This window comes from Streptomyces sp. NBC_00503 (assembly GCF_036346895.1).
Lineage (GTDB): Bacteria > Actinomycetota > Actinomycetes > Streptomycetales > Streptomycetaceae > Streptomyces.
Genome location: NZ_CP107855.1, coordinates 3,872,545 through 3,886,119 on the forward strand (window position 1 = coordinate 3,872,545; position 13,575 = coordinate 3,886,119).

Consider the following 13,575-nt stretch of genomic DNA (forward strand, 5'->3'; position numbering starts at 1 on the left):
CCCTGCTCGGCCGCGGCCCTGCCCGGCCTGTCTCAGCCCAGCGCGAGCCAGGCCACCACGCCGATCAGGAGCACCGCGCCGATGGCGACGGCCGCCCACACCCCGACGCCCGGTCCCGTCTTGCGCGCCGCGCGGTTCTGCATCCGCGACCCCGGCACGGCGGGCGCCGGTACCGGCTCGTCGACGAACGCCCGGAACATCTGGGTGCTGCCCGCGGGGTCGTAGTCACCCTCGGGGGCCTGTGAGTTGTGGTTCGAGTTGTGATTCGCAGCCATGCGCAGGACCCTAGCGGGTTTTCCCATTCCTTTACCGCCCCACCCCCCGATTCATTTGCCTGTAACAACCATCTGCTTCTATGGTTGCCCGAAGCAACGACATCAAGGGGGGCCGCCCGGTGAGCGCACCGACCACTACCGCCGCACCAGCCACACCCACCACCCGCTACGCGGAACTGGCCCGACAGCTCACCGGCACCGGCGCCGTCACCCGCGACCTCGCCCGGCTCCTGCCCCCCGACTGCCCGCCCGGCTCCGCGGCCGTCCTCACCGTGCTCGACCGCCACGGCGAAATGCGGCTCAGCCGCCTCACCGAACTCATGGCCCTCGACATCTCCGTGACCAGCCGCCACGTCGCCCACGCGGCGGCGCACCACTGGATCACCCGCGACACCGACCCCGGCGACGCCCGCTGCCGGATCCTGCGCCTCACCCCGGCCGGCCGCGCGCTCCTCACCGAGCTCGGCGCCCGCCACACCGGAGCGCTGGAGCGGGCCCTGTCCGCCTGGACCGAAGCGGACATCGACCACCTCAACGCCCTGCTGGCCCGGCTCCGGTCGAGCTTCGCGCTTCTAGACAGCTAGACAGAAGGAAAAACATGGCCACGACCACACCCACCGGTGTGCGGGGAGGCGGCCGGTCGGATGGCACGTCCGACAGCGCGCCCATGACCCACGCGCAGATCATGAAGGCACTCTCCGGGCTGATGCTCGGCATGTTCGTGGCGATCCTGTCCTCCACGATCGTCTCCAACGCCCTGCCCCAGATCATCAGCGACCTCGGCGGCACCCAGTCCTCGTACACCTGGGTGGTCACCGCGGCCCTGCTCTCGATGACGGCGGCGACCCCGCTGTGGGGCAAGCTCTCCGACCTCTTCAGCAAGAAGCTGCTGGTCCAGATATCCCTGGTGATCTACGTCCTCGGCTCGATGGTCGCGGGCATGTCCCAGAACACCGGGATGCTCATCGCCTGCCGCGTGGTCCAGGGCATCGGCGTCGGCGGTCTCTCCGCCCTCGCCCAGATCGTGATGGCCGCGATGATCTCCCCGCGCGAGCGCGGCCGCTACAGCGGCTACCTCGGCGCGGTCTTCGCCGTCGCCACCGTCGGCGGACCGCTGCTCGGCGGGGTCATCACCGACACCAGCTGGCTCGGCTGGCGCTGGTGCTTCTACGTCGGCGTCCCCTTCGCGATCATCGCGCTGATCGTCCTCCAGCGCACCCTGCACCTGCCCGTCGTGCGCCGCGAGGTCAAGGTCGACTGGCTGGGCGCCTTCCTGATCAGCGGCGCCGTCTCGTCCCTGCTGATCTGGGTGACGCAGGCCGGCACCTCGTACGACTGGATCTCCTGGCAGACCGCGGCGATGACCGGCGGCGCCCTCGTCCTCGGCCTGCTCTTCCTCCTGGTCGAGTCCAGGGCGAGCGACCCGATCATTCCGCTGCGCCTCTTCCGCAACAAGACCATCAGCCTCGCCTCGGGCGCCTCGCTCTTCGTCGGCATCGCGATGTTCTCGGGCACCGTGTTTTTCAGCCAGTTCTTCCAGTTGGCCCGGGGTGAGTCCCCGACGATGTCCGGAATCCTCACGATTCCGATGATCGGCGGTCTCTTCGTCTCCTCCACGGTTTCCGGTCAGGTGATCACCAAGACCGGTAAGTGGAAGGCCTGGCTCGTCTCCGGCGGCGTGCTCCTGACGGCCGGACTCGGCCTGCTGGGCACCCTGCGCTCCGACACCGAGTACTGGCACATCGCGGTCTTCATGGTCCTGACCGGCCTCGGTCTCGGCATGATGATGCAGAACCTGGTCCTCGCCGCCCAGAACCAGGTGGCCCCCGAGGACCTGGGTGCCGCCAGCTCCGTCGTCACCTTCTTCCGCTCCCTCGGCGGCGCGATGGGCGTCTCCGCGCTCGGCGCGGTCATGGCCAACCGGGTCACCCACTACGTCCAGGACGGCCTGACCGCCCTCGGCCCGAAGGCCGCGGCCATGGGCCACGGCGGCACCGGCGGGGGCGGGATCCCCGACCTCGACAAGCTGCCCCCGCCGTTCCGCGCGGTCATCGAGTCCGCGTACGGGCACGGAGTCGGCGACGTCTTCCTCTACGCCGCCCCCACCGCGCTCCTCGCGCTGGTGCTCGTGGTGTTCATCAAGGAGGTCGCCCTGAAGTCGAAGCCGGTGGGCCACGCCCCGGCGGCCGCCTCCTCCACCCCGGAGCCGACCCCGGCGGCAACCCCGGCGCAGTAGCCGACGGGCCTACGGGGCCACGAGCAGCCCCCCGGTAGCCCCGGGCCAACGACCGGAGCCGGCCGGGCCAGCCCTCCCCGGGCGGCCCGGCCGACCGGTCCATTCCAGGGGTCCCGTCGGGTTCGGCGCCCTGGTGGTCACGAGGTTCCGGAAGTGGGCGACGTGAGGTCGTAGAAGGTGGCTCCGCCGACCGTGGAGGCCTTGAAGTTGGCCTGGATCCAGGTCTGGATGGCGCTGCTGGTGCCCCCGCCGGGCCCGCCTGCGCCACGGGCCGCGGTCCCGGTCTCGCCGGCTCCGGCTCCCGTGCCGACGCCCCGGCCGCTGGCTTCGGTGCCGCCGCCGATGAACCAGTGGATCTTCCCCGCCTTCACGTACTCCTTGAACTGCGCCAGGGTCGGGGACGGGTCGCTGCCGTTGAAGCCGCCGATCGCCATCACCGGTTCGCCCGAGGCCAGCTGGTAGCTCGCCGCGTTCTGCGAACCGACGGCCGCCGCCGCCCAGGTGTACTTGTCCGCGTCAACGCGCAGCGCGGCCTTCGCCTCGGCGCTGGTCTTCGTCCCGCCGAGCAGACCGCCCATGCCGCCGCCCATCCCGCCGGGGCCGCCGCCGAACCGCTCGGAGCGGGCGCTGCCGGTGGGCCGGTTGCCCGCGGCGCCGGGGGCCTGGCCGTTCTGGGCCTGGCCGCCGGGAACCTGGCCGTTCGGGGCGCCGCCGCCCTGGGGCATGCCCTGCGGCGGCATGCCCTGCTGGCCTTCGCCTCCCGGCCCGAAGCCGCGCATCCCGCCCGGACCGCCGCGGCCGCCGGCGACCGCCGGACCCGCTGTCACGATCGACCCCGTGTGCGCGGTGGTCACCGTGGTCAGGCAGTACGCGAGGGGTCCGGCCAGCGCCGTCCCCAGGGCGACGGCCGCCACACCGAGTGCGGCGCGCTTGCCCAGCCGCGCCGCGAAGGGCAGGACGAGCGCCGTGCCGAGTCCGGCGACGAGCACGGCCCAGCGCAGCCAGGACACGTATCCGGTGGAGCGCCCGAGCAGCACGAACGCCCAGTACGCCGTGACCGCGAGGGTTCCGGCCAGGGTCAGGGAGGCGGCCCGGCCGCCCCGCTCCTCCCACAGGACGGCTATGCCCATGCCGATGAGCGCGGCCACGTAGGGGGCCAGGGCGACGGTGTAGTACTCGTGGAAGATGCCCTGCATGTAGCTGAAGACCAGCCCGGTGATCAGCAGCGCACCGCCCCAGGCGAGGAAGGCCGCGCGGGCCATGCCCTCCAGCGAGTCGGTGGCCCGGCGGGCCCGCCAGGTCACCACGAGGCCCGCGACGAGCAGGATCAGGGCGGCGGGCAGCAGCCAGGAGATCTGGCCGCCGATGTTGGAGGAGAACAGCCGGTCGATGCCGGTCTCACCCCAGCTCATGCCCCCGCCACCGCCGCCACCGGCGCGCGCGCCGCCACCGCCGACGCTGCCGGTCTCCTCGCCGTTGATCCGGCCGAGGCCGTTGTAGCCGAGGGTGAGCTCCAGGAAGGAGTTGTTCTGCGAGCCGCCGATGTACGGGCGGGAGGCCGCGGGCCACAGTTCGACGATGGCCACCCACCAGCCGCCGGCCACCACCATCGCGAGCCCGGACAGCGCCAGCTGCCCGAGTCGCCTGCGCAGCCGGGTCGGCGCGCAGACCGCGTAGAGCAGGGCGAGCGGCGGCAGGATGACGAAGGCTTGCAGGGTCTTGGTCAGGAAGGCGAAGCCGACCGCGACCCCGGCCCAGACGAGCCACTTGGTGTGCGCCCCGTCGAGGGCCCGCAGCACGCAGTACACGGTGACCGTCATCAGCAGGGTCAGCAGCGCGTCGGGGTTGTTGAAGCGGAACATCAGCGCGGCGACGGGCGTGAGCGCGAAGACGGCGCCGCTGATCAGTGCGGCCGCCGGACCGAACTGGCGGCGTACGGAGGCGTAGAGCACGGCGGTGGTGCCGACGCCCATCAGAGCCTGGGGCACGAGGATCTGCCACGCGCCGAGCCCGAAGAGCCGGACGGACAGCATCATCGGCCACAGGGCGGCCGGGGGCTTGTCCACGGTGATGGAGTTGCCCGCGTCGGAGGAGCCGAAGAAGAAGGCCTTCCAGCTCTCGCTGCCCGCCTGGGCGGCGGCGGAGTAGAAGGAGTTGGCGTAGCCGGAGGCTCCGAGGTCCCACAGCAGCAGGACCGCCGTGGCGAGCAGCAGGACGGCGAAGGCCGGGCGTTCCCAGCGGGGCCGGGAGATGTCCGTCCGGGCCGCCGCCAGCGGCGGTGCGGGCGGGTGGAGCGGCAGTGCTGCCGTGGTCATCGCAGGGTGTCCTTCGTGTGGGCGGGAGTGGCGCGCCGTTCGGGGAACACCCAGGCGCGGAAGAGCAGGAAGCGCAGCACGGTGGCGGCGAGGTTGGCGGTGACCAGGACGGCCAGTTCGGTGCTGTGGGGCGGCCGGCCGCCCGCGGCCGCGAGCGCGGCGAGCGACCCGCTGGTCAGGGCGAGCCCGATGGCGAACACCACGAGCCCCTGGGCCTGGTGGCGCACGGCCCGGTCCCGGCCCCGCACCCCGAAGGTGAGGCGACGGTTGGCGGCGGTGTTGGCGACGGCGGAGAGCAGGAGCGCGGCCGCGTTGGCGAGCTGGGGTCCCGCGACGGTCCGGGCGGCGGAGTAGAGCAGCAGGTAGAGCAGGGTGGACAGCACCCCGACCACGCAGAACCCCAGCAGTTGGCGGGCCAGCCCGCGCGGCACCCCGGGCAGGGCGGTGCGATCGCGCGGGTCGTCGCCGAAGGGGCGGGCGAGCCGGTCCAGCGGCAGCGCCCCGACGGCCAGCGCGCGGCCCACCCGCCAGACCCCCTTGAGGTCCTCGGCGGCGGTGCGGGCGATGTGGACGGTGGAATCGGGGTCGTCCACCCAGTCCACCGGCACCTCGTGGATCCGCAGTCCGGCCCGCTCGGCGAGGACCAGCAGCTCCGTGTCGAAGAACCAGCCGGAGTCCTCGACCAGCGGCAGCAGCCGCTCGGCGACCTCCCGGCGGATGGCCTTGAACCCGCACTGGGCGTCGCTGAAGCGGGCCGAGAGCGAGGAGCGCAGGAGCAGGTTGTAGGCCCGGGAGATGAACTCGCGCTTCGCTCCCCGGACCACCCGTGAGGAGGGGGCCAGCCGGGTGCCGATGGCGAGGTCGGAGTGGCCGGAGATCAACGGGGCGACCAGCGGCAGCAGTGCGTTGAGGTCGGTGGAGAGGTCCACGTCCATGTACGCGAGCACGGGTGCCTCGGAGTCCCCCCACACGGTCCGCAGCGCGCGCCCGCGGCCCTTCTCCTCCAGCCGGGTGCTGCGCACCCCGGCGACCGAGGCGGCGAGCCACGCCGCGACCTCGGGGGTCCGGTCGGTGCTGGCGTTGTCGGCGATCGTGATGCGGAAGGGGTACGGGAAGGTCCGGGTGAGGTGCTCGTGCAGCCTGCGCACGCAGGGCCCGAGATCCTTCTCCTCGTTGAAGACCGGGATCACCACGTCGAGGACGGGCTCACCCGGCACGGGTGCGAGGGGCGCCCGCACCGGGAGGGCTCCGGGAGAGGTGTCGATTGCCATGCCCCGACCTTCTCGGCCGGGGCTGTCACCCCTGTGTGCTGACCCTGTGCTCCGTCTGTGAGTCGGTGGCCGCGGGGGCGGAGACAGGGGCGCCGGGGGCCAGCGGGAGGGTGACCTCGAAACAGGTGTGGCCCGGGGTGCTGCGGACCTCGACCCGGCCGCCGTGGGCCGAGACCACGGCCTGGACGATGGCAAGTCCCAGGCCGGTGGAGCCCGCCGACCGCGAGCGGGAGGCATCTCCGCGGGCGAACCGCTCGAAGACGTGGGGCAGCAGGGCGGGCGGGATACCGGGGCCGTCGTCCTCGATCCGGAGCCGGATGGTGGATGTTTCACGTGAAACGGTGGATGGCTCGCCGAGGGATGTTTCACGTGAAACACGCGCCGTGACGGTCGTCCCGGGCGGGGTGTGGGTACGGGCGTTGGCCAGCAGGTTCACCAGGACCTGCTGGATCCGCGCCGGGTCGCCGTGCACGGGGGCGGGCTCGTCGGGCAGTTCCAAGCGCCAGTGGTGGTCGGGTCCGGCGGCACGGGCATCGCTGACGGCGTCCACGACGAGCGGAGCCAGGTCCGTGTCGCCGGTGGACAGCGGGCGGCCCGCGTCGAGCCGGGCCAGCAGCAGCAGGTCCTCGACCAGGCCGGTCATCCGGGTGGCTTCGGACTCGATCCGGCCGAGGGCGTGCCGGGTGTCGGGACCGGGCTCCTCCCGACCCCGGCGGGTCAGTTCGGCGTAGCCGCGGATCGAGGCGAGCGGGGTGCGCAGCTCATGGCTGGCGTCGGCGACGAACTGCCGGACCTGGGTCTCGCTCTGCTGGCGGGCGGTGAGGGCGGAGGAGACGTGGCCCAGCATCCGGTTGATGGCAGCGCCGACCTGCCCGACCTCGGTACGGGGATCGGCCTCCGCGTCGGGGACCCGTTCGTGGAGGGCGGGCTCGCCGCTGTGCAGGGGGAGTTCGGAGACCCTGGTGGCGGTGGCGGCCACCCGGCGCAGCGGGCGCAGGGCGACGCCGACCAGGGCCTGCCCGGCGAGGGAGGCCGCGATCAGCCCGGCGAGGGTCACGCAGACCTCCACCGCGATCAGGGTGCTCACGGTGGAGTCGACCTCGGTGAGCGGGAAGCCGAGCACGAGGTTCCCGTCGGGCGAGGCCAGCACGCGGTAGCCGCCGAGCTCGGGCAGGTGCAGTTCCACCGGGCCGGATCGGCCGTGGGCCGCCTTGCGTGCGACCTCCGCGAGAACCGAGATCTGGGAATCGCTCAGGATCGGATGGCTGTCGATCCCGGCTCCGCCGACGGCGGCGCTACGGTCACTGCGGGCACTGCCGATGACCTTCCCCGAGGGATCGAGGCGGATCCCGACCGTGTTCAGCGGGGAGCCGGGCGCCAGGACCAGGCCGAGGCCGCCCTCGCGGTTGAGCTTGCCCGCGTTGGGGCGGCCGGCCATCTCCACGGAGACGCTGAGCTGTTCGTCCACCTTGTCGACCAGGTACGAGCGCAGGGCGAGGGTGGTGATGGTGCTGATGGCCGCGCCGACGACGGCGATCAGGGCCACCGCCGAAACGACCAGCCGGGTCCGCAGGGACCAGGGCCGACGGCCGTTCCCGCGCGGTCCGAGCCATCGGGGCAGCCGGGGCAGCCGGGGCAGCCGGAGGGCCATTACTCGGCCGGCTTGATCAGGTAGCCGGCGCCGCGCCGGGTGTGGATCATCGGCGGCCGGCCGGTGCCGCTCTCCAGCTTGCGCCGCAGGTAGGAGATGTACAGCTCGACGACGTTGGCCTGGCCCCCGAAGTCGTACGACCACACGCGGTCCAGGATCTGCGCCTTGCTCAGCACCCGGCGCGGGTTGCGCATCAGGTAGCGCAGCAGCTCGAACTCGGTCGCGGTCAGGTGGACTTCCTGACCGTCCCGGGTCACCTCGTGGCTGTCCTCGTCCAGGCGCAGGTCGCCCACCTCCAGGACCGAGCCGCCGCGCGCGGCCTGCGCCGCGCCGGAGCGGCGCACCAGGCCGCGCAGCCGGGCCACGACCTCTTCCAGGCTGAACGGCTTGGTGACGTAGTCGTCGCCGCCCGCCGTGAGGCCCGCGATACGGTCCTCGACCGAGTCCTTCGCGGTCAGGAAGAGCACCGGCACGTGGGGGAGCTCCCGGCGCAGCCGGCCGAGGACGGCCAGCCCGTCCATGTCGGGAAGCATGATGTCGAGGAGGACCACGTCCGGCCTGAACTCCCGTGCCGCGCGCACCGCGCTCGCCCCGTCGCCCGCGCTGCGTACATCGCAACCCTCGTAGCGCAGGGCCATGGAGAGCAGTTCGGACAGGGCGGCCTCGTCGTCCACGACGAGGACCCGGCACGGGCGGCCGTCGGGCCGGACGAGAGCCGTGGGGTTGCTGGTGGACGTGGACGCGTGGGAGGTGGTCGTCGCAGTCATGCGTACACGCTGTCCGGCGCCCCTGAAAACGTTCTTGCCTGAACCTGTGAATTGCCTGAGAAACCCCTCGCGCGTCTCAGACCAGGCCGAAGAGCCCGGCGCCGTTGTCGTGGCAGACGGCACGCAGCCAGTCGTCCCCGAGCCCGAGCCGTTCGAGGGCGAAGAGCTGGTGCTCGTAGGGGTAGGGGATGTTCGGGAAGTCGGTGCCCAGCAGGATCCGCCCGCCGAGGTCCGCGAGCCGGCCCCGGTCCTGCGGCGGGAACCCGCTGAACTGCTCGGAGAAGTCGGTGAAGGCCATGGTCGTGTCGAGACGGACCTCGGTGTACCGGTCGGCGAGGTCGAGGAAGTCTGCGTACTCGGGCATCCCCATGTGCGCGATGACCAGTGGCAGCCGGGGGTGCCGGGCCAGCAGCCGGGCGATCGGCTCGGGTCCGGTGTACTTGCCGGGCACGGGCCCCGAACCGCAGTGGATCACGATCGGGATCCCCGCTTCGGCCAGCAGCCCCCAGACCGGGTCGAGCCGGTCGTCGGTGGGGTCGTAGCCGCCCACCTGGAGGTGCGCCTTGAAGATCCGGGCCCCCGCCTCGACGGCCTGGCGGACGTACGCCGTCACTCCCTCCTCCGGGAAGAAGGTGGCCGTGTGCAGGCAGTCGGGGGTGCGGGCGGCGAACTCCGCGGACCAGGAGTTGAGCCAGGCGGCCATGGCCGGCTTGTGCGGGTAGAGCATGGAGGTGAAGGCCCGGACCCCGAACTCCCGCAGCAGCGCCACCCGCTGCTCCTCCTCGTGCCGGTAGGTGATGGGCCACTCGACGCCGGTCAGCGGACCGACCGCGTCGAAGTAGTCCCAGACCTTGTCCAGGACCCGCTCGGGCATGAAGTGGGTGTGTACGTCGACCAGTCCGGGCACCCCGAGCCGCTCCCGGAAGGCGCGGACGGCCTCAGCTGTCGTCACGGACAAAACCGTGGCTCCGCTCTACGGTCGCGACGTGCAGGGTGTAGCTCTCATACCAGTCGGAGCGGCCCTGCCGCATGGCCGCCTGGTGCTCCAGGTCCCGGCGCCAGGCGCCGAGGGACTCGTGGTCGCGGAAGTAGCCGACCGTGATGCCGAGTCCGCCGGGGGTGCGCGCCGACTCGTAGCCCAGGAAGCCGGGGTTGGTGGCGACCAGCTCGTTCATCCGGTCGAGGGTCTCGGGGTATCCGCTGTCGTCAGCGGTCCGCACGCTCGTGAAAACGCTCATGACATAAGGCGGTTCGAACGCCCGCACAGGCTGGATGGTCATGTCCACCACCCTCTGCGGACCGGCCCCGGCATGTCCACCGCAAACCGGCGCCGGAGCCCAAAGGGATCCAAGTTTTGACCTTGGAACCGAAGCCCGCGGAGGTGGTCCGGCCTCCTCAGAACAACCCGTCCTGCTCGGCGGGCACGGCCGGTGCGACCGGCGGGATCCCGGCCACGGGCACGTCGGTGGCGCTTGTCTCCCCGGGAGCCGTCAACTCCCAGCCCGCGAGCAGCCGGGTGTCCACGACCAGCCCGTCGGCGAAGTGCAGATCGGGTCCGGCCGCACCGACGAGCCGCCCGGAGACGGTCCCGCCGGGCACCATCTCGGTGACCGCCCGGGCGGGTGCGGGCAGCGCGGCGATCCCGAACGCCTCCACGTGATCGGCCACTTCGCACTCCACCCGCTCCAGCGACTCGGGCCACCCCTCCAGCGCGGCGGCGCGCGCGTGCAGGGCGGCGACCTCCGCCGCCCTCTCCGGGCCCGGCGGCAGGTGGCCCCGGACGGCCCGCTTGCGGGCGTAGGCGATCCGGTCGGGCACCCCGAGGGCGGCCCGGAGCAGCTCCTCCGTGCGCCGGGTGGCCATCAGCGGTCCGCGACCCAGCCAGGCCCAGGTCACCGCTCCCTGCTCCAGCAGTCGGGCGGATCCCCGCTCCTCGGCGGTGATCCCGACCTTGACCAGGCCCGGCCCGAACCAGGCGAGGTACACCCGGTAGGTGCGCGGATCGGCGGCGTTGGTGTCCGCCGCCACCGAGAACGACCGGTCCAGCCGGGCGCACTCGGGGCACTGCGCGTTCCCGGCCGGGCCCGGCACGGTCCGCGCCGTCGGACACGGCGTCCGCCGCCCGGCCCGCCGGACGCCGAGGCACCGGCGCTCACCGCGCGCGGCGAAGGCGAGCTGCTGCCCGTACACGAGGGGGCTGTTCCGCTCCCCCCGCCCCGGCCCCTGCCCGTACCAGCCGATGGCGGGCCGGCCGTCGATCCACCGGATCCCGGTGCACCACCAGGTCACAGCGGGAGCGGCCGCTCGAAGAAGGTCTCCAGGACGACGGTGGCCTGTGTCCCGCTCACTCCGTCGATGGCGTAGAGGCGGCGCAGCACGTCCTGCAGCTGATCGGTGGTGGCCGTTCTGACCTTGACCATGACGGAGGCGCTGCCGGCGATCACGTGCGCCTCCTGGATCTCGGCGATGGCTTCGAAGGCGGCCCGCGAGTCACCCATCCAGGCGGTGGAGTCGACCATCACGTAGGCGAGCACCCCGCGGCCGACCGCCGCCGGATCCACCTCGATCGTCGTCCGCCGGATGACCCCGCGCTCGCGCAGTTTGCGGACCCGTTCATGAGCCGCCCCGGCGGAGAGGCCCACGGCCTCACCCAGCGCGGCGTAGGACTGGGTGGCCTCCTGCTGGAGTTGTGCCAGCAGGGCCCGATCAATGTGATCCACGACTCTCCATTCGAATTACCCTTGCCTCAACAGTATCTGATCTTCCAATCTTCACTCCAGACCGAATCAGATTCAGAACCAAGGGGGAGAGTCCGCATGGCCAGCAAGCGCCCCGCGCTGTACGAGATGCTCGACGACCGCTTCCGCACCGGTCGGTGCATGAACGGTGACGACAGCCTGGAGGTTCTTTACACCGGCTGCCGCTGGGCCGAGGGGCCCGTCTACCTCCCCGCCTGGCGGCAGTTGATCTGGAGCGACATCCCCAACGACCGGATGCTTCGCTGGGACGAGGAGACCGGCACCGTCAGCGTCTTCCGCCGCTCCGCCGGACACACCAACGGCAACACCCTCGACCGCGAGGCCCGCCTGATCACCTGCGAGCAGGGCAACCGCCGGGTCACCCGGACCGAGCACGACGGCACCGTCACCGTGCTCGCCGACCGCTGGCAGGGCAAGCGGCTCAACAGCCCGAACGACGCGGCCGTCAGGTCCGACGGCTCCATCTGGTTCTCCGACCCGGACTTCGGCATCACCAGCGACTACGAGGGCCATCGCGCACAGAGCGAGATCGGCTCCAACAACGTCTACCGCATCGACCCCGCCACCGGTGAAGTACGCCTGGTCGCCGACTGCTTCGGCGCCCCGAACGGCCTCGTCTTCTCGAACGACGAGACGCGGCTCTTCGTCTCCGACACCCGGGAGGGCGCCATCCGGGTCTTCGACGTACGCGATGACGGCACACTCTCCGACGGCGAGGTCTTCGCCCGGACAGGGGACCGCGAAGCCGCGCGCTTCGACAACCTCCGCTTCGACGAGGGCGGCCGGCTCTGGGCGGCCGCCATGGACGACGGAGTCCACTGCTACGACCCCGACGGCACCCTGATCGGACGGCTCAACATCCCCGAGACGGTCGCCAACATCACCTGGGGCGGCGCCAAGCGCAACCGCCTCTTCATCACGGCGGAGACCAGCCTCTATTCGGTGGTCATGGGCGTCACCGGCACCCACCCGACCGGACCGGGCCGCAGGCCCTGGCTGGACCCGGAAACCCGCTGAGCCTGCGGACTGTGCCGTGGCGGGCAGTTTTCCCCCGCGCGGCACAACCCACCGATCAGGCCTACCGGGCGACGAACTGCGTCAGGATGGCCTGGACCTCGTAGATGTCGACGCCCTTGGTGAAGGTCTTGGATATCGGCGCCGAGCTGCCGGAGAGCCATATCTTCAGCTCCGCGTCCAGATCGAAGTGGCCGGCGGTCTCCACCGAGAAGTGCGTGATGCTCCGGTACGGGATGGAGTGGTACTCCACCTTCTTCCCCGTGAGCCCCTGCTTGTCGATGAGCACGAGCCGCCGGTCGGTGAACAGGATCGTGTCGCGGATCAGCAGATACGCCGCGTGCACCTGCTCCCCCTGCCCGAGTAGCCGCGCGTACTCACGGTGCGCCGACGCCGGGTCCACAGCGTGCGCGTTTCCAAACAGTCCCATGAGAGTCCCCCCGCTTGCCTGGTGAATCGATCTCCAAGAACCGTATCCGGACCCCTCACCACCCCGCGTCCCCCGACAGAGCCATCTCACCCCGTAGCTCTCCCGAGCCAGCTCTCATCCGCAAGGAGGAGGGGAAACGCAAGAGGCCCCCCGGTGAACCGGGGGGCCTCTTGGGCTGTGCACTCGGCAGGATTCGAACCTGCAACCTTCTGATCCGTAGTCAGATGCTCTATCCGTTAAGCTACGAGTGCTTGGCTGGCCGGGGTTTTGCGCCCCGTTGGCCTTGCGAGAACAACAATACATGGACCTCGCCGGGACGCGAAATCCATTAGCCCCACCCGCTCTGACCTGCAGAAACGGGCTGGAAGAAGATCATCCGCTTGGGTGCGTGATGCGCCCCGGCCAGGCCGGAACGCCCTGCGTCGGCCCCTGATCCGGGCACCGGACCGGAAGACCGCGCCCGGACCCGGAAAGCACCGAAGCCCCGGTCCGCAAGGACCGGGGCTTCGTGAAGTGCGGAGGCGGAGGGATTTGAACCCTCGATGGGGGGTAAGCCCCAAACCGCATTAGCAGTGCGGCGCCATAGACCGGACTAGGCGACGCCTCCAGCACACCCTCGCGTACGAAGGTGCGTGCAGATGATGACACAGGCCAGGGGCCCGTCACCAATCCGGTCCCACGGTACAAGGAGGGCGGCCCGAAGGGCAAAGCCTTAAGCCCCCTTCGTGCGCCTTATCCGTGCGCCTTCTCCGTGCACCTTCTCGGCGAGTCCGCTTCCCCCGCCTTCTCCGGGCAGAACGTCGGGGCCCGACCGTCGTTGGTCAGCCGTACGACGTACGGACGACCTGGAGTGCCCC

The 13,575-nt window shown here is 71.5% G+C and carries 13 protein-coding genes and 2 tRNA genes; 3 read left to right on the forward strand and 12 right to left on the reverse strand.

Features of this window, described 5'->3' with window-relative positions; all coding sequences use genetic code 11:
- Nucleotides 1-32: 32 nt before the first annotated feature.
- Nucleotides 33-275 carry a hypothetical protein gene (locus tag OG490_RS18105; RefSeq protein ID WP_330297332.1) on the reverse strand — a complete coding sequence of 81 codons (243 nt, stop codon included), beginning with the start codon at nt 273-275 and terminating at the stop codon, nt 33-35.
- Nucleotides 276-394: 119 nt separating this feature from the next.
- On the opposite strand from OG490_RS18105, the gene OG490_RS18110 reads away from it, so the two are divergent.
- Both OG490_RS18110 and OG490_RS18115 read left to right on the forward strand, forming a co-directional pair.
- Nucleotides 395-859, forward strand: coding sequence for a MarR family winged helix-turn-helix transcriptional regulator (locus OG490_RS18110; protein ID WP_330297333.1), 465 nt, complete (start codon nt 395-397; stop codon nt 857-859).
- A gap of 14 nt (nt 860-873) precedes the next feature.
- Nucleotides 874-2,511: an MDR family MFS transporter gene (locus OG490_RS18115; RefSeq protein ID WP_330297334.1), complete on the forward strand. Its 1,638-nt coding sequence runs from the start codon at nt 874-876 to the stop codon at nt 2,509-2,511.
- A gap of 137 nt (nt 2,512-2,648) precedes the next feature.
- Here OG490_RS18115 and OG490_RS18120 read toward each other — a convergent pair whose 3' ends face one another.
- The 8 genes from OG490_RS18120 to OG490_RS18155 all read right to left on the reverse strand — a co-directional run bounded on the left by OG490_RS18120 (nt 2,649) and on the right by OG490_RS18155 (nt 11,235).
- Nucleotides 2,649-4,826 carry an ArnT family glycosyltransferase gene (locus tag OG490_RS18120; protein WP_330297335.1) on the reverse strand — a complete coding sequence of 726 codons (2,178 nt, stop codon included), beginning with the start codon at nt 4,824-4,826 and terminating at the stop codon, nt 2,649-2,651.
- Entirely contained in the window at nt 4,823-6,097 is a 1,275-nt protein-coding gene (locus OG490_RS18125) for a glycosyltransferase (RefSeq protein WP_330297336.1), read from the reverse strand. The genes OG490_RS18120 and OG490_RS18125 overlap by 4 nt, the downstream gene beginning before the upstream one ends.
- 25 nt (nt 6,098-6,122) lie before the next feature.
- Complete coding sequence (locus OG490_RS18130; RefSeq protein WP_330297337.1) at nt 6,123-7,748, reverse strand: sensor histidine kinase; 1,626 nt, start codon at nt 7,746-7,748, stop codon at nt 6,123-6,125.
- Complete coding sequence (locus tag OG490_RS18135; RefSeq protein WP_330297338.1) at nt 7,748-8,515, reverse strand: response regulator transcription factor; 768 nt, start codon at nt 8,513-8,515, stop codon at nt 7,748-7,750. Before OG490_RS18135 ends, OG490_RS18130 begins: the two co-directional genes overlap by 1 nt.
- Nucleotides 8,516-8,591: 76 nt before the next feature.
- Nucleotides 8,592-9,473 (reverse strand): amidohydrolase family protein, encoded by an 882-nt coding sequence (locus OG490_RS18140; protein ID WP_330297339.1) that lies wholly within the window; start codon nt 9,471-9,473, stop codon nt 8,592-8,594.
- On the reverse strand, nt 9,454-9,753 hold the full coding sequence (locus tag OG490_RS18145; protein ID WP_330297340.1) for an antibiotic biosynthesis monooxygenase family protein: 300 nt from the start codon (nt 9,751-9,753) through the stop codon (nt 9,454-9,456). Before OG490_RS18145 ends, OG490_RS18140 begins: the two co-directional genes overlap by 20 nt.
- A 157-nt stretch (nt 9,754-9,910) precedes the next feature.
- Entirely contained in the window at nt 9,911-10,804 is an 894-nt protein-coding gene (locus tag OG490_RS18150) for a DUF2797 domain-containing protein (RefSeq protein WP_330297341.1), read from the reverse strand.
- A complete protein-coding gene (locus tag OG490_RS18155) occupies nt 10,801-11,235 on the reverse strand; it encodes an Lrp/AsnC family transcriptional regulator (RefSeq protein ID WP_330297342.1) in 435 nt (144 codons plus the stop codon). The genes OG490_RS18150 and OG490_RS18155 overlap by 4 nt, the downstream gene beginning before the upstream one ends.
- 96 nt (nt 11,236-11,331) lie before the next feature.
- Between OG490_RS18155 and OG490_RS18160 the strand changes: the two genes are divergently transcribed.
- Entirely contained in the window at nt 11,332-12,291 is a 960-nt protein-coding gene (locus tag OG490_RS18160; RefSeq protein WP_330297343.1) for an SMP-30/gluconolactonase/LRE family protein, read from the forward strand.
- Between the two features lie 61 nt (nt 12,292-12,352).
- Here OG490_RS18160 and OG490_RS18165 read toward each other — a convergent pair whose 3' ends face one another.
- The 3 genes from OG490_RS18165 to OG490_RS18175 form a co-directional block, all read right to left on the reverse strand.
- Nucleotides 12,353-12,718, reverse strand: coding sequence for a PH domain-containing protein (locus OG490_RS18165; protein ID WP_330297344.1), 366 nt, complete (start codon nt 12,716-12,718; stop codon nt 12,353-12,355).
- Between the two features lie 178 nt (nt 12,719-12,896).
- A tRNA-Arg gene (locus OG490_RS18170) sits at nt 12,897-12,969 on the reverse strand.
- Nucleotides 12,970-13,234: 265 nt separating this feature from the next.
- Nucleotides 13,235-13,325: transfer RNA gene (locus OG490_RS18175), tRNA-Ser, on the reverse strand.
- Nucleotides 13,326-13,575: the final 250 nt, after the last annotated feature.